General features: G+C 44.1%; 15 protein-coding genes. 2 read left to right on the top strand and 13 right to left on the bottom strand.

From position 1 onward, the window contains the following. Positions 1–143 precede the first annotated feature (143 nt). The 6 genes from L4D05_RS09070 to pepT form a co-directional block, all read right to left on the bottom strand. Positions 144–1,556 (bottom strand): ATP-binding protein, encoded by a 1,413-nt coding sequence (locus L4D05_RS09070; protein WP_428793714.1) that lies wholly within the window; start codon positions 1,554–1,556, stop codon positions 144–146. 13 nt (positions 1,557–1,569) lie between these two features. Then, the gene (locus L4D05_RS09075) at positions 1,570–2,274 is read right to left on the bottom strand and encodes a response regulator (protein ID WP_428793715.1); all 705 of its coding nucleotides are present in this window, start codon (positions 2,272–2,274) and stop codon (positions 1,570–1,572) included. 339 nt (positions 2,275–2,613) lie between these two features. After that, positions 2,614–5,766, bottom strand: coding sequence for an efflux RND transporter permease subunit (locus L4D05_RS09080; protein WP_428793716.1), 3,153 nt, complete (start codon positions 5,764–5,766; stop codon positions 2,614–2,616). After that, positions 5,767–6,900 (bottom strand): efflux RND transporter periplasmic adaptor subunit, encoded by a 1,134-nt coding sequence (locus tag L4D05_RS09085; protein ID WP_428793717.1) that lies wholly within the window; start codon positions 6,898–6,900, stop codon positions 5,767–5,769. Between the two features lie 134 nt (positions 6,901–7,034). After that, entirely contained in the window at positions 7,035–7,877 is an 843-nt protein-coding gene (locus tag L4D05_RS09090) for a mechanosensitive ion channel family protein (RefSeq protein ID WP_428793718.1), read from the bottom strand. Between the two features lie 27 nt (positions 7,878–7,904). After that, positions 7,905–9,134 carry a peptidase T gene (gene pepT, locus L4D05_RS09095; protein WP_428793719.1) on the bottom strand — a complete coding sequence of 410 codons (1,230 nt, stop codon included), beginning with the start codon at positions 9,132–9,134 and terminating at the stop codon, positions 7,905–7,907. A gap of 161 nt (positions 9,135–9,295) precedes the next feature. Between pepT and L4D05_RS09100 the strand changes: the two genes are divergently transcribed. Continuing rightward, positions 9,296–9,538, top strand: coding sequence for a hypothetical protein (locus tag L4D05_RS09100; RefSeq protein ID WP_428793720.1), 243 nt, complete (start codon positions 9,296–9,298; stop codon positions 9,536–9,538). A gap of 114 nt (positions 9,539–9,652) precedes the next feature. Here L4D05_RS09100 and L4D05_RS09105 read toward each other — a convergent pair whose 3' ends face one another. The 3 genes from L4D05_RS09105 to L4D05_RS09115 all read right to left on the bottom strand — a co-directional run bounded on the left by L4D05_RS09105 (position 9,653) and on the right by L4D05_RS09115 (position 12,171). Next, positions 9,653–9,844, bottom strand: a complete 192-nt coding sequence (locus L4D05_RS09105; protein ID WP_428793721.1) for a hypothetical protein — start codon at positions 9,842–9,844, stop codon at positions 9,653–9,655. Positions 9,845–10,137: 293 nt separating this feature from the next. After that, positions 10,138–11,082 (bottom strand): TerC/Alx family metal homeostasis membrane protein, encoded by a 945-nt coding sequence (locus L4D05_RS09110; protein ID WP_428793722.1) that lies wholly within the window; start codon positions 11,080–11,082, stop codon positions 10,138–10,140. Between the two features lie 510 nt (positions 11,083–11,592). Then, entirely contained in the window at positions 11,593–12,171 is a 579-nt protein-coding gene (locus L4D05_RS09115) for a hypothetical protein (RefSeq protein WP_428751348.1), read from the bottom strand. A 271-nt stretch (positions 12,172–12,442) separates the two neighbouring features. Between L4D05_RS09115 and L4D05_RS09120 the strand changes: the two genes are divergently transcribed. After that, positions 12,443–14,893: a metallophosphoesterase gene (locus tag L4D05_RS09120; protein ID WP_428793723.1), complete on the top strand. Its 2,451-nt coding sequence runs from the start codon at positions 12,443–12,445 to the stop codon at positions 14,891–14,893. A gap of 80 nt (positions 14,894–14,973) precedes the next feature. Here L4D05_RS09120 and L4D05_RS09125 read toward each other — a convergent pair whose 3' ends face one another. From L4D05_RS09125 to bcsA, 4 genes are read right to left on the bottom strand one after another with little or no spacing between them, the layout of a single operon-like run. Further along, positions 14,974–18,555: a cellulose synthase subunit BcsC-related outer membrane protein gene (locus L4D05_RS09125; RefSeq protein WP_428793724.1), complete on the bottom strand. Its 3,582-nt coding sequence runs from the start codon at positions 18,553–18,555 to the stop codon at positions 14,974–14,976. Continuing rightward, complete coding sequence (bcsZ, locus tag L4D05_RS09130; protein WP_428793725.1) at positions 18,555–19,676, bottom strand: cellulose synthase complex periplasmic endoglucanase BcsZ; 1,122 nt, start codon at positions 19,674–19,676, stop codon at positions 18,555–18,557. Before bcsZ ends, L4D05_RS09125 begins: the two co-directional genes overlap by 1 nt. After that, complete coding sequence (gene bcsB / locus L4D05_RS09135; protein WP_428793726.1) at positions 19,669–21,906, bottom strand: cellulose biosynthesis cyclic di-GMP-binding regulatory protein BcsB; 2,238 nt, start codon at positions 21,904–21,906, stop codon at positions 19,669–19,671. Before bcsB ends, bcsZ begins: the two co-directional genes overlap by 8 nt. Positions 21,907–21,916: 10 nt before the next feature. Beyond that, positions 21,917–24,463, bottom strand: a complete 2,547-nt coding sequence (gene bcsA / locus L4D05_RS09140) for a UDP-forming cellulose synthase catalytic subunit (protein WP_428793727.1) — start codon at positions 24,461–24,463, stop codon at positions 21,917–21,919.

Consider the following 24,463-nt stretch of genomic DNA (forward strand, 5'->3'; position numbering starts at 1 on the left):
TAGGCTAGTATATAACGTTAATGAACACTTGGCAGCGATAGATTTAGGATGAAATAATTTGCTGATAACGAGAGAAAAGCGGACTTAGCAACTGATACCGACACCCACTAATAAAAAGGAAAATAAATGGCGATATATCGTCTCTATTCCGCAGGTTTGTGTGGGAAGATGAGACAAAAACAGGCACCACCTAACTCGCTATCACACACGCTCACTTTTCCATTGTGTCGAAGCATTATGTGTTTCACGATTGCTAACCCCAATCCATAGCCACCCGATGAACGGTCGCGGGCTTTATCGACACGATAGAAAGGTTCAAACAAGGATGTCCAATGCTCTTTTGGAACGCCGCATCCATCATCGTGAACCTGAATGACGAAGTGCTCTTCGTTACTTTGTACCTTAATAACAATCTTTTCATTGGCATAGCGTTTCGCATTACTCAATAAGTTAACGACCATTCTGCACAGAAGAAACGGATCCACATTAGACATATGAGGAACATAATTATCAGGATGACCGACTGGATTATCCAAACGATTCAAGAGTGTATTCTTATCACTTGAGTCTTTAGCAGAGGCTGGAGAACCACTGCAACTCAAGGCACTATCAATATTAAGAGACGGATCAACATAGATTGAAAAGTCGACGCCTACATCTTTTTTCCATTTATTTTCATGCTCTTGCAACCACGCTGCAACATCAATGTTCTCCAAATGAACGACTGCGTCTGGGCGTTCTACACGAGCGTAGTAAAGTAATTCATCAACAAGCGTTTCCATATCTTCTGTATCTTCAATGATACTCTGCAACTGCTTTTTATGTTCAGGTAAGGACACTTGATCAAGTAATACTTCACTTTGCCACTGAATACGGAAAATAGGCGTTCTTAACTCATGCGCCACTGCATTGGTCAGCGCCTTGTTATTGACCATTAGGTTGGCGATTTCATCGGCCATTTTATTGAATTTTCGATTGAGTTTCCCCAACTTGATCCAGTGTCTTTCTGACGCTCGAGCATCAAAGTTACCACTTGCGAACTCAGCCGCCGTTTTTTCCAGCACTCGCAAACGTCGACTAAGAAACCAAATAAAGCCTGAACTAAAAGCCACAAAGCTTGCAAGAAAAAACAACCAAACAACCTGATTACCGAATGCTATCGCTTGCAGTAATTCCGAATCCGGATCATCGTACATTTTGATGTAATTATTGGTGGTATCAAAGCGGAGCCAAAGCTGGTCATCATCATCTAACAAGAAAGGCGTATTAGGTTGCTCTAGGAAGTACTGTGCTATCTCACTGGGAAGCTCGGATTCCGGCATAGTATCAAGCAATCGGTGTGTTTTTGTTGCGAACATTTGCAATAAATCTGTCGCGCGTTCGTCGCTTTCATTGACGGCAACATGATTCATTATGTCTCGAAAGGCTTCAACACGCAGGTTTGCGTCCACAAGATCTGGATCGGATTTGCCGTATATTAAATACTCATAGCCGACAATACTCGCCCCAAATAATAAAATCAGCCCAATCAGAGATTCTATAAATATTCGCCACATATTCTGATAGACCCTAACCTAACCAACCGTCAGAAACAAACAAGTAGCCTTTTCCACGCACCGTAATAATACCTTTGGGATTAGTTGCGTCATCAAACAGTTTTTTGCGTAACGTCACGATGCGATTGTCGATCGTACGATCGATGCCATCATAATCAATTCCACGTAGCTTTTTGGTCAGGAAATCACGCGATAATGTTTCACCGGGGGAAGAGGCCAGTAACCACAATAAGTCAAATTCGCTATCGGTAAGGGATACATCAGTATTTTGATATTTGCAGTTTCGGCTTAACTGGCTAATCACTAGCTGTCCGTACTTGAGTGAATGCCCCGTCTTAACGACCTGTTCATCAGCTGACTTACGTAACAGGTTGCGGATCCTTGCGAGTAAAACTCGAGGCTTTACAGGCTTGGTTACGAAGTCGTTTGCGCCTGTTTCTAATGCGGCCACATGATCAAAATCGTCATCGCTCGCGGTTAACATGAGGATTTTTCCGAAATAATTATCTCGTACAGAGCGACAAATCGACAAACCATCTTGCCCTGGAAGCATTAAATCTAATACGATAAGATCAGGTTCAAATTCATGAATAGCCTTTTCGGCTTTAGCACCATCTAATACTGTTTGAACTTGAAAACCCTGAGTTTCAAAGTATTCCGCGAGCATCTGATTTAATTTAACATCATCTTCAACGATTAGCAGCTTTTGACTTTCCATCACTCATCCATCACATCTATATAATCTGCCGTCACCATACAGAACTTTACATATATACTCAATCACACCTACATTGTATTACATCATCTGTAAAATCATCCTTATTTGTGAATTTCCCCGTCAACCGTCAGAATTTGCTAACACAATCACAGAAAGTTTGATACTGATTCGGCTACTTTTTTGCCACTTTCTCATAAATCGCCGTACCGATACTTTGTTTCACTCCCTTAATGTACACTCTCGTCACCACCATCCCGACAAACTCATACAAAAAAACACCCCATAGGAGCCCTATGAGGTGCTTTGCAAGTCACGATTTTATCTAATGTTTATAATCAGTTAGTCGTCATCAAGAGGGATTAGCTTAGTGCTACCGCCTTTTGCTTTTTCACGACGACGCTGAATCAATGCATAGAAGCCTGGGATAAGTAATGTGCCGGCCAATAAAACGCACAATAATCCACCCACAAGGGACACACCTAAAGAGTTTTGACTAACGTGCCCCGCTCCGGATGCAAACACTAACGGTACAATACCTAAGATAAATGACCATGATGTCATGTTAACAGCGCGGAATCGTAGCATTCCACCGCGCACTGCTGCATCGTCAATCGGCACATCTTTATCTTCACGCTCATTCTTGGCAAACTCAACAATAAGAATGGCGTTTTTGGCGGCGAGCGCTATTAACAGTACCAAACCTATTTGGGCATATAAGTTGAGCGGTGTCCCCGTCAAATTCAGCGCTAGGAACGAACCTAACGTCGCAACGGGCACCACTAAAATTATCGCGAGCGGTATTGACCAACTCTCGTACTGCGCCACCATAAATAGATAAATAAAGATCAGTGCTAACGCAAAAGCATAAATAGCTTGGTTACCAGCCAAAATCTCTTGATAAGCCATGCCAGTCCATTCGTACTGATAGCCCATTGGTAATACGTTGGCCGCGACACGCTCCATTGCGGCAAGTGCATCACCACTTGAGTAACCAGGTGCTGGCTGCCCTTGTATTACCGCACTTCGATACATGTTATAACGCCACGCTACATCGGGTTCAAACACCTGATCGTACGTCACTAATGTACTTAGAGGGATCATATCACCATTGGCGGAACGAACATGGAACAGTTGCAAGTCATCCATGCCACTACGATATTCCGCATCCGCCTGCATCGTCACACGGAAGTTCTTACCAAACATCGTAAAGTCATTGACGTAGAGTGACCCTAAGTTGCCCTGCAAAGTTTGGAATATCGAAGAAAGTGGTATGCCAAGTTGCTGCGCTTTTTCCCGGTCAATATCCACGTAGTAATGTGGAACATTGGCTCGGAATGTACTAAACGTATAGGCAATTTCAGGTTGCTTGTTCGCTTCTTGAATAACCTCTTGCATCACATTCGCCAAGTCGGTGCGACTTCGGCCTAACGTATCTTCTAGTACAAATTCAAACCCTGACGCTGCGCCCATGCCCGGCACCGCTGGTGGTCCCATTGCGAACACTACCGCACCTGGAATTTCCTGAGCGGCCATACCGTTGATACGTGCCGCAATGGCGTTAGCAGAATGGTCACCTTCAAAGCTATTACGTTCACTCCAGTCTTTCAACTTGATGAACATCGACGCACCGTTAGAGGCGGCCGCGCCTGTCATGAACGCATAACCGTTCGCGACAGTCACACCATCAATGCCTGGCTCTTGCTCAACAAGCGCCATTAGGTTGCTTGTTGTTTCCGTCGTTCTAGACAAAGAAGCTGAATCTGGTAACTGTACGTTAACCAGCAAAATACCTTTATCTTCTTGCGGGACAAACGCCGTTGATGTCGATTTCGCAAAGAAGGTTACCGCCGTTAGAGCCACGACAAAGAATGCGATTAGCAATAGCGCTTTCTTAACGAGGAAGCCTGCAATTTGACCATACTTTCGTGTGATACGTTCCAGGCCTTTATTAAAGGTTTGGAACCAACGAGCCGTATTGCCGCCCCCTTGTTTTAGCACCAATGAACACAACGCAGGTGACAAGGTCAATGCATTAATAGACGAGATGATTACCGATATACAAATGGTCAATGCGAATTGTCGGTACATAATTCCAGTGATGCCGGGTAGCAAAGTGACCGGAATAAACACCGCAAGAAGCACAAGCGTCGAGGTAATGATTGGACCTGTCACCTCTTTCATCGCCATTAAGGTTGCTTTACGTGGCGATAAGCTCGGGTCGCGCTTCATGATGGTATCCACGTTTTCAATCACGAGAATCGCATCATCTACCACAATACCAATTGCCAGAATCAAACCAAACAAGGTTACCGTGTTGATGGTAAACCCTGTCATGTTCATGATGGCAAAGGTACCAATCAATGATACGGGTATCGCCACAACAGGAATTAACGTCGCACGGGCACTGCCTAAGAATAAATAGGTAACGGCAATAACCAGTAAAATCGCTTCAATAAGCGTTTTTACTACCCCTTTAATCGACTCAGCCACAAAAATAGTAGTGTCATAACTGGTTTCGTATGCCATACCATCAGGGAAGTTAACACTCAACTTATCTAGCATCGCCATTACGGCCTTGCCACTTTCAAGCGCATTGGCATCGGATTGAAGTGACAATGTCACGATAGAAGCATCTTGCCCCCTAAATTCACCCGAACCATCATAGAACTTTTTACCTAATTCAACACGAGCCACGTCTTTTAGATAAACCGTAGAGCCATCAATATTTGCGCGTAGCACAACATTTTCAAACTCACTGACACTCTCTAAACGGCCTTTGGTCACCAAGTTGAATTGCACTTCCTGTGGATCAGCATAAGGTGCAGCGCCCACACGGCCAGCAGCGACCTGTACGTTTTGTTCAGCAAGTGCTGAATACACGTCCGACGTCGTCATTTTTAGGTTGGCGAGCTTGTCTGGGTCTAACCAGACTCGCATCGAGTACTCACCGCCCCCAATCACACCTACTTCACTGATACCCTTAACTCGTGCAAGCTGATCTTTGATATTCAGGTTAACGTAGTTTATTAGGAACTTGTCGTCGTAGGTGCCATCTGGAGAATAGAAGTTCAGTACCATTAGCAAGTCAGGTGAACGCTTCTTCACCGTCACGCCAACCATACGCACTTCTTGAGGCAATTTAGATTCAATTTGAGAGACACGGTTCTGTACATTGACTTGTGCCATGTCAGGATCGGTGCCGATATCAAACGTCACATTGAGTGAATAAGAACCATCATTCGCACTTTTTGAAGACATATAAATCATGTCTTCAACACCATTCACTGAGGTTTCAATGGGGTCTGCAATGGCTTCTTCAACAACCTCAGCGCTTGCGCCAGTATAGTACGCAGTGACACTTACCGAAGGAGGGCTAATTTTGGGATATTCCGCAACAGGAAGGACCATTAAGGAAATGGCGCCTGCTAGCGTTAATATAATAGAAATGACCAAAGCAAACTTTGGTCTTTGAATAAAGAAACGACTTAACATCTAGGCACCTTGTTCGGTTGATTCCGGTTGTTCAACTCGTACAGGAACTCCATTCCTTACACGCTGTAGACCCTGCGTGATCACAACATCGTTAGCACTTAAACCAACTTTGATAATGATGCCACTGTCTGTCTGAGGACCTAATGCGACGTTTCGGCGTTCAGCAACATCACCTTCCGTAATGACCATTACAAAGTCGCCTTCAAGATCGGTTTGAACCGCACGCCTTGGTACCGTTACGACATCAACCGCTTGCTTCTCCATTAACTCAACGCGAACATGTTGGCCCGGCAGCAAGCGCTGCTTAGGGTTTTCAACCACAGCGCGCATGGCCAATGTGCCAGTGTTTAGATTGATTCGATTGCCCAGAAAATCCAGCCTTCCTTGATGATCAAACAATTGTCCATCTTCAAGAATAATATTGACCGCTACACCGTTTGATTCATCGCTACCATCTCCTTCTATTTCATCCATCCCTAATACCAGGCGCTCACGCTCACTAATACTAAATGAAGCATAAATAGGATCCATACTGACAAGCGTCGTTAGAACGCCTGAAGAAGGTGACAATAAATCGCCGGTACTCACCTTACTATCAGCAATTCGGCCAGTAAAAGGCGCACGTACTTCTGTATAAGATAAATTTACCTCTGCAACTTTCAGCTGAGCTTTACCCGCAGCTAGTTGTGCACGCGCGCTCATTAAGGCTGCAGTCAGTGCATCGAATTCAGCTTGAGAAATGTTATTGGATTTGACTAGGTTTTGGCCTCGAGCGAAATCGAGTTGTGCCTTTTTTAGGGTGGCTTCTGCTTCTGAAACCTGTGCGTTAGCACTGGCAACTTGAGCTTCGAATGATGAAGGCTCAATGGAATACAGCAGTTGGCCTTTTTCTACAATTTGTCCTTCATAAAAATGTCTTTCTTTGAGATAGCCAGAAACCTGCGCAGTAATAGCAGTATCTTCAACCGCATCCATGCGACCGATATAAGATTTGCTTTGCTGGTGCTGCACGACACTCACCTCTTGCGTTTGTACAAGAGGGAGCGGCGCGGCAGATTTATTCGCGTTATTATCACCACAACCCGTTAGCAACGCTGTTGTGATTAAGCTTAGAACAAGTATTTTTTTAGGCATTGAAACACCAATATATTTTAGTTGGAACAGGCACTGCACAGTATCCAACGAAAAGTCAGGTCAATGTCCGAGAATCATCAACATATCATATGAAAGTGTTTCAAAATATAACAGTATGTTTTTAAATGCGTTTCCTATTTATCTTTCGGGAATGCGTTGGAATATATCAACATAAAGTCGGCACGAATTTCTTGCTCTAAATGTGTCGCCAATTCAGTCGGGCAAAATATCATCACATTAACGATTTGCTCGCCAGTGGCACCACTAGAAAGATAGACATGAGGTTCAGAGCCTGGCAAATCTACACCTGCATGTTTTTCAATCACGCCGTTGTAACGACGGGCGACATCAATAAAGCCTTCGCTATGATTCTCTATTTGAGCGATTAAATCAGGAACAAGCGGAAATAGGTTGTCAAAGCCTGGCACAACGATGGAAAAGTGATGATAGACATAGCGCTTCATGAAGTTGAGGTTTTTCACCGCGTACGTAAAAAACATACTATTAGGCAGCGTGATGGTTTTGCCAGTAAAGTGATAATGACCATGATACAGGTCGATTTCCTGTACAACGGTGGCCATTAGATTATGTTCAATCACTTCCCCACTGGTTTTACCGACCTCGATCCAATCACCAATTCGGAATGAGCGAGAGCTGGCTCGTTGAATAGAGCCCGTAAAGCATAAGATAATTTCTTTGGATGCAACCACTATTGCAACTGCAATCGCCGTTACTGACAATGCAAATTCACTGATCTCTGATTTCCAGATCAGAAATAGAGTCAACACAATGAGTGCAAATGACCAGTTTTTGGTACGAGACATCCACTTGCGTTGATCTTCAGAAATAAACGCCACATCGCCGCGGATTGCGCCTAGCGTAATCCGACGGACAATGAGTATAAAAAAGAGAATTAAAGCACTCAGCAGGAGTTTGTTTTCGTATAAATACGCAATGACTTTTTCTGTATCTTCCATGTGAGCCTACATCAATTATGGTTTGGCTCAACGATACCGAATTGCTGTCTCTTTCGCAATTTGCACAATCACTTTTACTGCTAATTCCATACCTTGCACAGTAATAAACTCATGAATACCATGAAAATTGTAACCACCAGTAAAAATATTCGGACAAGGAAGTCCCATGAATGACAATCTAGCACCATCGGTCCCACCGCGGATTGGTTTGATATCCGGTTGCACGTCACAGGCGATCATCGCTTTTTCAGCAAGCTCAATAATATGTGGATGAGGCGTCACCATTTCACGCATATTCGAGTAGTTATCTACTAACTGTAAGCTCACTTTCGCGCGCTTACTGCCTAACTCAAACGCTGCCACCTTGTCCTGAAGGTACGCCTTTCGCCTTGCCAATCCATCACTATCAAAATCACGAAGAATATAATGCAGTGTCGATTTCGCCACGGACATATCGGCAGACCCCAGGTGATAGAACCCTTCATACCCTTGAGTGGTTTCTGGGGTTTCATCGCTAGGCATTTCAGCATGGAAGCGGGATGCCAGCGTCATAGCATTGACCAATTTTCCTTTCGCGGTTCCAGGATGAACGCTAACTCCGGTAATTTCGACGGTCGCGGCAGCGGCATTAAAGTTCTCATACTCTAATTCCCCCACAGGTCCACCATCAACCGTGTACGCCCACTGTGCTGAGAACTTTTCAACATTAAAAAGATTTGCACCACGCCCTATTTCTTCGTCAGGCGTAAATCCAATTTGAATATCACCATGCGGAATATCAGGGTGTGCCAGCAAATATTCAACTGCAGTAATGATTTCTGCAATACCGGCTTTATTATCAGCACCGAGTAGCGTTGTGCCATCCGTGGTAATGATGTCATGCCCATGCAAGTCATGAAGATCTGGATATTGAATCGGTGATAACACCTCATCCCCTTTCCCTAATGCAATATCACCGCCAATATAGTTCTCAACAATCTGTGGCTTCACATTACGACCAGAGGCGTCAGGTGCCGTATCCATGTGAGCAACAAAACCAATCGCCGGAATGTCACCTGCTACGTTTGAGGGTAGCGTCGCCATTAGGTAACCATTGTCATCAAGGCTTACATTCGATAAACCTAAATCAATCAGTTCCTTTTTTAAATGCTTTGCGAAGTGTGTTTGCCCTTGGGTGCTCGGGCAACAGCCTTTAGATGCGTCTGATTGCGTGTCAAATGTGACATATTTTAGAAACCGATCTGTAAGACTTACCATGTGTTTCACCTAATCATTGTATGTAATCGCGAACCATAATACGGATTAGACACATCAAGACGTTGAGATAAATCAGATTATATTGCTTCAACAAAAATGAGTTCATTTAATATCCTCCCCATCACCTACGCCTTAAATATCGAGTATTAGGTTGATGCCGCATGATACTTAGCTGGCTAAAATCAAACGCACACTTGCCACAAGTGCATAACTACCCTAGTAGCAGCCAAGGTGGGCATTCAATTTTGATCGAGAGTGACAGGACAATGAACGATATCTATTACGTGTTTTATCCAAAATATATAGGGCAAGATCCCTGTGTAACGGATGAGCAGTTTGAGGCAGAGCAAAAAAGACGCGAACTCATAGAGCAAAGACAACGCGAAGGTGGTTTAACGGACTAACCTTTGGGGTGTTTTACTATCGCTGTAACCCAAAAAATAAAGTGCCGTACCCCCATAAAAAATGGGCATCAACTCTCGTTGATGCCCATTTTTAGTATTCGCTTAGCTTGCGTTTTATCGGTTAAGACCAATATCTCGCTGCATATGACCAGACAATTCATTCGCATAGTAAGTATTTTCTACTTCACCTTTGCCGAACATAATATCTAGTAGGTGAGCAATCAATCCTTTGAAGTTAACCGCGTAGGCTTTCTTATCCATAGAGGGTGCTAGAGCGATGGTGTCGATATTCATTGCTTGTGCCATGATTGCCTCTCTTTACAAATTCATTTTTTGTCGTTGTTGGAGCAATAATAGGCAACAAAACGCGCGTAAAGAAATGACAATTTTTGGCAATTCAGATTAGTTATTCTAATGGAACAAGGCATTAACAAGTGATTATTTTAACCATTCAAAGCGGCTGCATAATTACTCACAAAGCAGCGATTTGGATAAATAATTGCTCACTTACCCAAACCAACACGTTTAATTGTTAAGCATTCGTTACTTAAAAATATCCGGTTTTTCTTTTATAATTCAACAGCCTCTCGTCAACCATTCTAATCTATTGCTTTAGGCAAATTACGCTCATGATACAGCGACGCTAATGTTGCTAGTAGCATAGTCACGAGTATAACGCTGAGTGATACCCATGTTGGTATCGCCCAAGCGCTGCCTACCAATAACATTTTGATACCTATAAATACCATAACGAATGACAATGCTGGCTTTAGGTACACAAAACGGTTCATCATACCTTCCAGTACAAAATACAATGAGCGCAGACCTAACAAAGCAAAGACGTTCGCTGCTAGTACCAAGAACGGCTCTCTGGTGACAGCAAAAATTGCTGGGATAGAGTCAAGTGCAAACAACACATCCATAAACGCGATCACACCGATAACAATAAACATTGGCGTAAATACGCGTTTACCATTCTCTATTACCGACAACTTATTCTCACGATAATCATCTGATACCGTAAAGAGCTTTCTGATAATTCGCTCTGGCAAAGGATTAATCTCATCTTCACCACGATCTCGTGCTAACTGTATGCCCGTCCAAATTAAAAACGCCGCAAATAAGTACATGACCCAGTGGAACTGAGCAAGAAGCTGTGCCCCAACACCAATCATGATAGCGCGTAAAACCAGTGCACCAATTACGCCCCATAGCAACGCTCTTGGTCGCAAATGCACAGGTACTGTGTACTGGTGGAAAATAATCGCGAATACAAACAAGTTATCGATGCTTAGCGATTTTTCCAGTAAGTAACCCGTTAAAAACGCAACGGTTGCCTTTTCAGCACTGTAATCGCTACTTGGTGCGTAAACATCCCAATAGAAGTAAATCGATGCTGCAAAAACAAACGCCAACAGGAACCAAAAACCACTCCAAAGTGCAGCTTTGCGAATGGTGATGAGCCCACCACGGGTTTGGTAAATATCCAACGCAACTAAACCTAGCGTTAGTACTAGAAATGACAGATAAACAGATAAGGGCATAAGTCCTCCAGGCAGAAGGACGATGAGTGAGTGTCGACCTTCCGCAAACCAATATACACCCGAGTGAAAATGCTCACTCGAACTTTGATTGCGTTGGTCTCGTCAAAGCACACAAGGTGCTCTTATTTGCCGGATAAGCATTGGCTTAACGAGATGACGACAAATAATTTAGGTGACTACTCCCCAAAACGAGCGGATTGTATGCCTGAATTTATGGGTTGTCTATTGGTTTTTTAGAAAGATTTTTTCGAGGGCCAGAAATGCAAAACCAGCAATTAAGATTGCCGGTTCACTAGTGGTTTTTACAAATTTTATAGCATTGATTAATTTATGCTTTTTCTCTATCCGTTGTTTTTTGATTGGTTTCTTTCCAATACTGGATACGACAACGATGAAGTCGAGCACGTCTCATTTTTTTCATGGGTTAACTCCTTCTCTACTCTACGCATTCCAAGTTACTTACGTTATGTAACAGTGAAATGACAACCGTAAGACTATTGTGTGACAACGTTAGAAAGCTGGATTCGAAATCCATTCGAGCGAAATCTGCTCTTTGTCACTTTTCATACAGAGCTTTTCTGCAATGAACCTATTCTGAATCTCATTTTTATGAATCCAGGTAAACAGTTTAGAGTCAGAAATGGGATGTAAGTTCAAAAATTCAACCAGTTTCTTATCCACTTCATTTGAAGAATGATTTTTCAGCGATTCTGGTACGTTAAATTTTTCTTGGCCAATCGTCACTTCTTCCAGCTGATAACTATCAATACGAAGGTTATAAGGAATGCGTGTGTAATGGTATGGCGTCATATCGGCTGTGAATTTAATGTGAGTGACCTGCCCTTTCGCAAGGTGTATTTCCGCATTCATTGGAACGCCGCGATAATCCAAATCAAACCCACAATAATATTGATGTTCCGTTTCGCCGCAGTCATAGACCTCCATCAATGCTTCAACATCCTTTAAGCTAGTAACCTCTACATGTCCTGCGATGAAGTCATCGATCCAACTCGCTTGCACAGGAAAAGTGACAGTAAAGCATAACAACGTAGTGAGAAGTAACTTTGTTAAATGGCGATTGTTCCGCATATGTAGCCTACTCCCCTGTCAAAGTCTGATTGTTATTTGCAGGCTATCTTGCCCTACTTACTTCGTGGCTAGTTGATACTTAAGCGGCTTAAGTCCGTCATTTTTCTCACTGCTAGGTCACTGAATTTTCGATAATTCCAGATATAGATGTCACTATATCACCACACTATCGTTTACTTCGCAGTTTCGCAGAAAATTATTCCTGATTCCGTTCTGAATAATTGATGACTCTGATAGAATTCACCTGTCCTATTTAAACTCAAAAGAAGTCATGAACGTTCGTCAACACTCTCTTTCTATTCTGATTGCCTGCACTTTGCCGCTGATTCTCACCGCATGCAATAGCGATGACACCGTATCACTCGGGGATATTATCCCTCCAGCCCCTGTTAAAACCTTTGGGCCAGAGTGCGACGTGTCAGCCACGTCTCAAACCGTGCGGTTTATTCACGTCGCCGATCTTCATGGACATTTCGGGTTCCAAGAAAAGTACTACAGCAAAATCAAAGCGATACACAACCAAGCCCTTACCGAGCAACCTTACACGCTATTTACCAATGGCGGAGATGACTATGAAAAAGGGTCTGTCGCCGAGCAACTATCGCGAGGAGACGCGACGCTGGAAGCGACCCAAGCCATGGCTTTCGACTATCGTGTTATCGGTAACCATGATTTTGCCTGGGGACCAGAACAATTAATTAAGTACTCCAAAGATGATGTTGCAACTGTACTGGCTTCAAATACCGAGTATTACGGCAACGATCCGCAAGGATTTGACGGTATTAACTTTGCCATTGCTCAAGTTGGCTGTATCAAAATTGGCTTTTTTGGCATGACATCCGGCCCATGGAACGAATTAGATCAAGAAATTAAGCCTCAAACCGATTTTATTCCAGATTTTCGGATGCGTTGGGATTGGAACGATCGAGCAAGGCAGTTAATCAGTGACTATGCACAAGATGTTGACTATATGATTATGCTGAGTCACTTGGGCTTTGGTACTGATAAAGCCCTGGCCACTTATGTTGACGGCATTGATTTGATTCTGGGCGGGCATTCCCATGCGACACCAGATGCTGAGCTAATTAATAATACCATGGTGGTTCTTCCAGATTTTAACGCTAAAGGCTACACCGATGTTGAAATCACCTTTGATCTCAGTGATAAGTCGGCAGTAATAACCCAACCTATTGTCAGCACTGACATTGAGCTCACATCAAACGTAGATAGCACGACACAAAGCAAAATCGACGCGATTCTTGGTCGCTACGCGCCAGATGCCCATACCGAAATCGCCGTATCGAAAAACCAACCGACTCGCACGCAAATGCGCGATATCTTGTATAACGCCATGCGCTCTTTTACCAATCCCGAGACTCAAGAGTATTTTGAACTAGATGCTAGCATTCTTGATGAAAACGAAATCGAAGACAGTGAAATTTGGGCTCCAGGCTCACTGACGCAAGAGCATTTCCACCGCTCCTACCCGATAGAGCGACAACCCGCTAATACACCTGGATTTAGCGCTTTATATCAAGTTCAGGTCTTAGGATCGGAGCTTAAACTCATGGTGAATGCAAAAAATGAGCTACAGTACAACGGACCTGCAATCGATGACATAAACGACCAACAGGTGTACAAGGTCGCCTTATTCAAATCTGCGGCTTGGAATCCGGAGCTGTTTTTTAATGCTGACTATTACCAAAAAGAAGACGCAGTGTTAATTGCAGAAGCGTGGCAAATTTATGACGTTTACGCGCGAAATAGAACAGCAAACTGCCAATTTATTGATTCAGATGACGTGCTTTATAGCTGTGATAACGACGTCATTAATGCGACGACAATCTGGAACTTCAATGACCCGGCTAATATTTTTAGCGGCGAACAGAGCCAACTATCATCACTATCACTACGCACCAGTGACAAGGCTTCCGCTGACTGTGATAGCGCTATTATGTCGTGTGGCACAACGGCATCATTTGGCATTCCTTACCTTCCTGATGGCTCACAAGGCAATGTTATTAAGCTTGAAGCGCTTATCGCCGATGATAACGGCGATCTGGCGCTAACAACATCCCATGCTGCGAACGGCGACTTCGCATCACAAGATCTCATCTCTAATTACACCTTAGTCTTTGACGTTCTCTGGCCCGACAGCAGCAGTAATGAATATCGAGCGATCCTTGATGCTAATGACCTCAACAACAAGGTCGAAATATATTTAAATGAAAGCAACCAGTTAGGATTATATTCACAATATGCGGGTACGTTTGACGCCAATACTTGGTACCGAATTGCATTGGTTTTTTATGCCTCAGAGGCGGGTGATGTGGTTTACAAACTCTATGCGGATGGAAAGTTTATCTCAACCATGAGATACAGCGCTGGCGAAGGGTACAAGTGGGCAATGAGCAAAGATAAGCTGCGTTTATTCACCGATACCGAATATCAAAAGTATGAAGCTGAACCCGTTTATCTGAACGCTTTACTTTATACACCAAGGCCCCTTACCGATTCTGAAATCGCGAGCATGGGCCCGGTTAAAGGTGCATTGACCTTCACGCCCTCAGTTCGAGCGCTAAATCAAACCGTTGAGCGATACTATGAAAATGCGCCCGAAGACTGGGCACACAAATGGATTAATCAGCGTGCTAAGTTTATGAAACCCGGTCAAAAACCATCAGATACTCAAGGTATATCACAGCCAATACGCCTTAATTAAGCACCTCTATTAAGGCGGTGGCAGATGGTTCAATTAGGTTGAGTTTAAACAACTAGGGCTATGATTATTTTGAATCAGCCCTAGTAATAACTCGAGTAAAGTCTTAATGGGTCAGGTTGCAGCTCCGCACGTTGCCATGCTGGATCAAAGTGATATTTGAAATAAAGGTTAAACAAGCTCGGCTGATAGTCACTGGAGAATTGCTGAGAAAGGTAACCCACCAATGTCCAATGATCACTCATTTTATATTCTGTATAAAGCTGCAAGGCACTACTTACGCCTGAGCTTGTTGACGCACTTCCGTCGAGTCCATATGGGGCATCAAAGCTTGCGTTGGACACAGACAAGGTACCTCTCGCACCATATGTCCAATCGTAATTAACCCGTCGGTAATAAGAAACGGGCAGTGACAACGATACATAAGACTGTGGGCTGTAATAATTACCATGGCCAATCACGACTTCATTGACGTTTTTGTCATAACCCATATAAAACACTGAACCGCCAAGTGACAATGATTCATCATTACTACTGATCAGGTTGTAATAGCCCCCAAACATTCCAGATAAGCGATCATTATCTGCGACATTTTTACCCGTCAATTGATGATATTCACCATAGCCCCAAAAACCATAAGGACGCCCATCGTTCCATGACGCGCTGACAGTTCCCCCCGTACGTGTTATTCCCCCAAACTCGGTGACATTGCCACGACGGTCAGCCACTTCAAGACCCGAGTAAGAAATAAGGCTGGATGTCACAGGTCGTTTACTCAGGCTGCCACGCACCGAAACGTCTCCCAATGACACTGTTCCTTCCACTCCTCCTACCCAATCGTTAATACGAAAGCCCATAGGCGTTGTGCCTAAATCGGCACGCCATTGGTCCGCTTCCCAACCAATTGAAAATGCTTGCCCAACGCGGTCGCGCTCAAAGCTAACACCCTCATTATAATAGGTAAGCTCACCACTATTGAGGTAAACAGATTCAGTTCGAAGCTTTAAATGACCATCCCAGTCAGGCATAGCGATACTAAGTTCAAGCGGTGCGGTAAGAAATGTGGCGCCATTGGGTACTGAGTTGAACTCGGTACCAAACATAACATAACTTTGATTTCGCTCTCGAAGCACATCTAACGTTGAAATAAGATCATTCGTCATCCACTGATCATCGGCATTTCGATAGGCCGCTCTCATTGTACGGACGTTGGCGAGTTCATGGCGCTCTTTATCATCAAGAAGCAAACTCTTTTCCGCATAACGCTGTACAAGGGCATGATTGTCTATCTCATTGGCTTCTTCTTCTAGTCGCCAATAATCAAATGCCGTCAGCGTTTTTTGCGTCGAATGATTGTTGAAAAAGTTGATATACGCTTGATTATTCGTTCTTATTGCTGCAATTTCAGCGGTCAAGAACTGCTCTTTTGTCAGCTGAAATACATTATCCGCAGAAGCTTTAATTAACGCTTCTGCATGCTCGGGGGACTGCTCTACGAGTGAAAGGTATCGCTCCGAACCTATATCAAAACCATCATTGATCAATTCAACGTAAAGCTCTGTCGCTTTCCCTGCTTGGTTATTGGCAAGGTAGCGGTCTGCGTCAAATGCCTGTTCGCGCTCATTGATAACCGATACGTTTATATTTCGGGTGTGCACTTGGCTATAAACAGTGTGATGTAGCTCGGCTTGATTGAGGTCAAAGCTCACTTGAGAATAAAGGACAAGTTCGTAATCTTGCAGATGGCTAACATCCACCGAGGCTAACGCTTCATTCGCCTCCTGTTGATGACCAAACTCGTTCCACAGCACAATTGCAATAGGCAGATTTTGCTTAGAAAGGCGGCTAATATAGAGTTCAATGGCTTGGTCATTAGCTTGTTTGTTTCGCACCACCTGACGATGATATTCAAGCTTAATTCGAGTGAAGGTGGCTTGCTCAGACGGCGTTAAGTTTACATACTTATTCTCATTAACAACACCGTACGCCTCTTCCCAGCGATTTTGCGAGACCAAAAACAATGAGTAAGCGTGAGTGTGTTGAGCATCCTGATGCTCAATGTAAGCTTTACGCATCGTGCGGTTTGCTAATTCAGGTTGACCTAAACGAAGTAACTGCTCAGCAATATCTTTTTTCAACCACGGTAGATCGGCTGTACTTGCCACGACATCTTGAAACAATTTTGATTGCGCTAACGTAGGGGACAAAGCGTCCACGACTTTCAACCGGTTCAATATGACGCTGTGCTCAACACGCGCAGAAAAAGCGCGTAGTGCTTTACGCTGCGGCGACGATAACGTATTTAGGGCAAGCATTTGACCTTCCACACCAAGATTCGGGCGATACGTTTCAACCCAAAGCTCGAGTGCGCTGGTGCTTAACGGCTCTATCACTATAGCTTTTTTCGCCCACTGATTAGCCTGTTCTAACTCGCCTTTGCTGCGTAATATTTGCCCTTTGAGCACATAACCCAGTGCAATGCTTTCATCCGTTTTTAGCGCTCTATTAATATAGGCCTCCGCCTGAGTAAAATTCTGTGCAACAATAGATTGGCGCGCTAAATCAATCGCTTGCCAATACTCGATTGAACGCTTCTGAGACGAATAGAAAGCCGCTAAATCTGGATTGTCATCATTAGTCTCTGCTCGATGCAGATAGGCTAATGACGCTTTGTAATTACCATGTTGAAACTCATGTCGGCTCAGTGCTATCAGAATATCAGGTGAATTCGGCCACTTCTTATTGGCAGCTAGCAACGCGTTCAATCCCGACTGTGAATAAAGACTGTTATCCACCTCTTTTAACGCACGTAGCTTTGCACGATAGCGGGGATCTTTTCGCAACGTCTTTTCCTGCGACCAACGATTGACCGCCGTTTCATATTTTTGCTGGATCGCTAAATCAGTAGGGTGATAACTGGCAACCCGTGAATAGGTGTCAAACCATTGTTGAGAAAGTGGCTGTGAATCGAGTTCATTTAGCCATAAACTGCTTGCAAAAACGCCAAGCTGAGCGTCATTCGCTAAGTCTTGATAGATGGCGATAGCTTGTTTTTCATCGTAATAACGAGCTAAATGACGTGCCAGCCGAATTCGGATCTCTCCCACATGTGGAAAAGCGCTATCAAGTGCTTGATAGCCTTGCAGGGCTTCATCGGCACGCTCGGGAAAGGTGGATAATAAATCTAGATACTCAAGCTCATAGGTAATATCGGGGCGTTGGTCGCCAAACAAATCATTAAAACGTGCTAATGCTGCTTCGTTCTGTCCACCTTTTTGCAGCAGGATAATTTGGTTAAAATCACTTTTGCGCTCAGCATTGACTAACAGGTAAGACTCGAATGCACGAATAACGTCTTTGTTGCTTTGCTTTTTCACCTTCATCAGCAGCGATGAAGCTACATCAGGCTGATCATTTCTCACCAACCAACGACCTTTTGCAAACAAGGCCTCAGGGTTTTCCGGATCGATGGCAAGCCAACGCTCTACCGCAGAGAGTACTAACTCTTCGTCTTTTTTAAGCTCACCGATAACAATCTGATTTTCTAGCCAAGTTGGCGCAGATTGATAATAAATCACTGGCGCAACGGGTGTGGCACTTACAGAGATGACACTCGATAAAGCGAGTGTACATAAACCAACCGCAAGATGAGGCACTTTGACCATTATTCAGCCTGACCCGTAGATTGTGCGTTACTGGCCCAAGGTACAATCAATTCCCCCTTGGCATTAAATCGAAATTTTTCGGTATACCAAGCGGTGCCGAACATCGCCAAAACATTGTTGTAGTATTCGTTATCTCTATCGGTAATGAGTTGTGTTTTCACCTCTAAGTTAAAGGTAGCAGCGAGTTCTGTCTCACCACTCGCGACCAAAAAGGGCAGCATTGCAGCTGTAAAACCAACGGGAGACGCACCTTGAGTCAAGCCACTATCTGCGTACGTCGTCAATGGAACTTGCTTATTTTTGCTAATCGACTTCGCCAAGGGCTGTAAAGAATGAAGCTGTTCCACCTGCCCTTCCATGTCTGAAGGCATCATACCAGCCCACAAATACGTACGAATGGCGTTATAGCTTCCTACCGACGTCGTATTGCTATCGTAAAAATACTGTTTCCCATCATAAAGGACCCAATCAGGGCTGACACCGTGTGACTGAGTTTGCAGTAGTAGCTCGACTGACCCTGCCCATAGTTCCTGCCAGCGTTTATCGTCGGATGAATAAGCAAACTTCGCCAGTAGCGGTAAGGGTACATAGCTAGGATTGAGCTTTGCGACAGACTCGCTCATGAAGCCCTTTTTGCCCGGAAGTAACTGACGAGTTCCTGCCGTTAAACTGACTGTTTCTTCAGCTAAAATGCGCAACGCTAATAAATAACCTACATTTTGGTAGTAGTCACTTTGCCACAGCCGCCCAGCCTCTATTAACGTATAAGCAATCCATAGATCAGAATCTGATGCTGAATTATCGTCCAGCACACCTTGACGCTTATTTTCACTTCCCCATAACCAAGCAGGCAAACGAGCAGTCAAATCACCTTCGGCAAGGTGAATACGAGTCCACTCATATAAGCGATCAAAGGTTTGTCGATCGTTTTCCACTAATGCAAAGAACAACGCATAAGACTGTCCTTCAGAGGTGGTGATCCGTCTTGGATCCGAGCCATCAATCACTCGTCCATTATCGATGATGTAGACCCTTTTAAATTCCTGCCACGCTGATAGGTCTTTCGCCCAAACGTTAGAAAAAGACACCAAAAGAATAAAAGTAATAAGTAGCTTATTCATTGTGCTGCCCCGTAGATTCATTTAAACGACGCGACGCATAAGCTCTAAGTACTCGCCATATCACTAAGGTGAAACCCATGACCAGCAGTAACGCGACGATAACCATCAACATGGGTCTATCGGAGAAGTGATACCACACTAGGTCATATAAAGGGAGTGAACCAACAAAATAGTTATCCCCTATCTGATAACCGTTAATATCATATTTGGTAATGGCGACTGCCGAACCTGACAACTTGGCGCTGTTCTCCGCCAGAGCCTTTTGCAACAACGGAATTGAATGTTCATTACGAGCCGATAATACCGTTACCGTTCGGCTAGCCGTCAATGGTGATTCAAAGCTGGCCATTGACGCGAACTCACCGCGGGTCGATAAATGCGTTGCAACCGTTGCAGATTGCCCGCTTAATTTCGCAAACCCGCGCGGTTTGGTTACTTCCGCTTTCACTGTTGCCGTCATAAATTGACCATCTTCCGATGAATTGACGTAGGCCAGTGACTCAGAGGCTAGTCCAAATTGAGAGGCAGACTGGACACCCAATACCAGAATATCCTTATCTGCTAACTTAGCCTCATCCCATGTATCTAACAGCGTATAGCGGTATGCCGGTAAACCCGTCTTCTTTGAAATAAAGCCAACGGTTTCTAACAGCAACTCTATTTCCTTGTTACTTGGTTGAGGCGTAATCACAATCGCAGTTTCAGATAGATCGGCCATTCTAGAATATGGAAAAGCCGAGCTAGCAAACACTTGACTGTTTGGCATACGTATATAGTGAGGAAACCCTGAAAAATCGAGCGTTGAGTTACCGTCTATGGCCGCATACTGTATTGAAGACGAACTCCCCTGACACTCCCCTGCAACGCTTTTCGCTAATTCAAAATTAAACCCGATGGTATTACTCGTCGCAGCCTTAAAGCCCGGAATATTTACGTTTTTAGATTCGGCAAAAGACTCACTTCCTAGCACTGGAAGACGCCAAACCTGTTGCTGGCCGGCTTCATCACGATCAAGTGAGAAGGCTCGGACAAAACGATTGTTCACAGTAACACTCATTTTTGAGCTGGCCGTCCCCTCTTGAGGAGGTGAATTACGGAAGTTCAACTTCATCGGTATAGAATTGGCGTTCCAGGTAAATAGATCTGGAGGTAAGGTGAAGCTCACATTGATTGGCGCCAAATTAACGCCTTGAGTTTCAAGTTGATAGTCGCCCTCAATCAACTCTGAAAATCTAACCGCCCTATCAGTTGGCAGCCAATTGGGTGCATCGTAAGGTTTGCGTTGCTGTAAACTTTCCACCTTGTTCACATAGGCAACTTCACCAGACATTAATTGATTACTTGAGGCCAACCCTTTCACTGCCAATGACAGTTGTTGCTCATCTGCTCCTAGTAGCAATAACAGTTTAATATTTGGGTTTTCTGGATGACTTACCATCTGAATCGTCGGCTGTGTAATGTCGGGTAAATCTTTTAGAAATGCGGGTCTGGCATTATTGGTGGCAAACACGACGGCGTGTCGAGTTGGCAATCGATCGCTATAAACAGGAAACTCAATGTCTCGCCATTTTACGTGACTGGCAAAATAGCTGGCCACCGTCGACACGGAATGAACGTCCGTCAACGTTAAACCTTCTGGCACGACAAATGGAATAGTCACGTCATGAAAATCACGCGCGTCAAAAAACGGCGCTGGTAATAGACTTAATTCATTGGCTATCGCCAAACTACGCACATTAAGCTCAATTGAGCTTGCTGAACTAAGCTCCCACCAAAGCGCAGGATCGCTTCCGTCACTGCACATCGCGTCGATTTGACCGCTCAGTTCAAACTTTAGTTGGTTGTAATTCTTAAAAAAGCGACCGTCGAGTGCAATGGTTTGACTCTGCTTCTGAACCGAATCGTTATTACTGATTTGAACCACGTCCATCAGTTCATTATTTAGGAAGACTCGAACATGAGATACGGAGGCCTTGAGAGCGGGTGAAGGCAAAAACTCCAAATGTAGCGTTCCGCCAGTGATGACTTGATCGAGTCGAGAACCAAAACCAAGAAAAGCGGTACTTTGGTTGCCCCTCATCGCAATAGATGAGTCTCCAGAAATGTCCGCAAAAGTATATTCCACCTTACCATTAGACTGACTCGTTAGATCGGCGCTTGTCGCTGCAGCCGACAGTACCGATGAAATCATGCTCAATGATAAAATAGAGAGAGCTCGCATTATTTTCATTATTACTTTCCTAAGACGTCCATTTCGGTCTAAACGACACCAAAATCAAAATACACTTTTCCATTGCGAAATATGCCCGTTGAACCACCTTTGGGCTATAGTCCACTATTTTTCTAAATCCAATAACACTCACAAAAGCCATGCCTTTCAAACTTTCCAATGGCTTATCTTCATCGTATGATTTCTGCCATTGTGACCACGTGTCTGAACGAGCAAACGTGCACTGGATAAAGTGTTTCTCTTTTTCCAATGTCATCGGCATAAGTTGGGTACCTACCGTGCCGTTTCGACAAAATTTAATCTCACATAAAAACGATTCTGTAATGCCATAACGCTGCAGTGCCACATGAACTTTGTCGCCCACCATAAGCTTAATCTCTGGGTGTGTTTCAAAGCCGAGTCCGCCAAAAGAAAAGTCTTTTAGCTGAGCAGGGTAATGATGGCCATCTGCCGTGGTAAAAGAGATGGGGTAATCCACATCAATTCGATGCGTTTGACGAACTTGCTTCTCTTCTGCGGCTACCGCTAACGCAACTCCTAAAACAAACAAGTTATAAGTCGTCCAGAACAAGTTAACCAGCACCGTGGTCGTTTCAGTAAATTGATGATCAAATAGGCGATAAACCCCTACGCTCATACCCAGTAGATTCAACAGTAAAAGTGCGATGATCGGCTTACTAATGTTCCAGTCAAAGAAGCTCGATTTGATTAGTCCGCCCTTCGCCGTTACGTTAAATGAGCCTTTATTTGGCGCAATGAGTGCCACTGTAGTGGGGATAGCGATATACCACGCAAGTACCGTTTCGTATACTTCACCCCAAAACGAATGACGATATTTACCCTGAATGCGCGAATTTGCCACATTAGCGTGAAAGATATGCGGCAGAACAAACAACACAATCGCGATGGCTGGTGCATAGATGATATAAGCATCAAGGAGCAAAAACGCCAGCGGTGCGACCATAAATACAAGGCGCGGAATACCACTTAAAAAATGCATCATGCCGTTTAAATAACAAAGCCGTTGCTGCCACTTCAGCCCACGGCCAAGTAATGGGTTATCAACCCGGAAAATTTGCGCCATACCTCTGGCCCAGCGAATTCTTTGCCCAATATGAGCGGATAAGCTATCCGTTGCTAAACCTGCCGAGATAGGCTCTTTCAAGTAAGCACTTCGATAGCCAAGGCGATGCATTTTTAAAGCGGTATGAGCATCCTCTGTCACAGTTTCAACTGCTACACCTCCAACCTCTTCTAATGGTTTTCGTCGCAATATGGCACATGAACCACAAAAGAAGGTTGCATCCCACATGTCATTGCCGTCTTGTATCAAGCCATAAAACAAGTTGCCTTCATTAGGCAGTTTTCTAAAGTTTGATAGATTACGTTCAAACGGGTCAGGTGAGAAAAAGTGATGAGGTGTTTGCACCAATGCAAGCTGTTCATCTTTAAGAAAGGCGCCCATCGTCACTTGAAAAAACGCACGGGTAGGAATATGGTCACAATCAAATATTGCCACAAACTCTCCCGACGTCTGTGCTAACGCGTAGTTCAGATTGCCCGCCTTGGCATGCTCGTTTTTTGGCCGGCGAATATACCCCACCCCAACTTGTTCAGAAAACGCTTGGAAATCATCTCGCTTACCATCATCGAGAATCACAATATTTAGCTTACTCTTAGGCCAGTCTATCGTTTTCGCCGCCAATACGGTTGCTCTTACGACTTCAAGTTCTTCATTGTAGGTTGGGATGAACAGATCAATAGTGGGCCATGTTTTCGTAGAGGACGGAAGCAAAATAGGTTTGCGATTCAGTGGCCAAATTGACTGAAAATAACTAAGTAGCAATACTATCCATGAATACGTTTCGGCTATGAGCAACACCAAACCGAGGATCATGTCTAAGTCTTTATCCCAATTAATTGTCGATGTATATCGCCACCATATGTAACGGCAGGAAGCGATCAGCGAAAGAATAATAAGAAGTAAGTTCGGAAGACGCCCCTTCAAGCCTCGGATAGAGAAAGCAATAACCGCTAACGTACCCACAAACACAACTTGAGCAGAGATAGAAAATGGGACGGTTAAGCACAATAGCGTGAGTAGAGAAAGGATGCCATATAACAGAGGATTTGGCAGTACTCGGTTCGCTCTCTTTTCTGAACCCATAGACTCTAGTTTACTATCAAGCAATGAAATAATGGCCTGAGTGAGATATCGCAACCCCGAAACACACTGATGCATCCCTGTTCCAATAACTCGTAGATGAGTAACAAAATGCCATTGCCCAAAGACAAAATTTTGTTTAACACATAACAGCCACAGTAATTGAATGCATACACGGAAGTTATCTGAAACTTTAAAGCGATCAAAGTTCACCTGAGGGAATGTCTTAGCCCAAGTTTTCCGAGTTAAAGGTCGTCGTAAAAATGCTACTGAGCACAAATACAACAAGAAAAGAAATAAGTGTCGGGTACGCAGCGAGTATTCGGGGATCTGTAACGATTCAGAAAACGCTCGATAAACTTCAGGGGAAACAAATGTCTTAGCTACAATCAT

This window comes from Vibrio nomapromontoriensis, from assembly GCF_050337205.1.
In the GTDB taxonomy this organism is placed as follows: domain Bacteria; phylum Pseudomonadota; class Gammaproteobacteria; order Enterobacterales; family Vibrionaceae; genus Vibrio; species Vibrio nomapromontoriensis.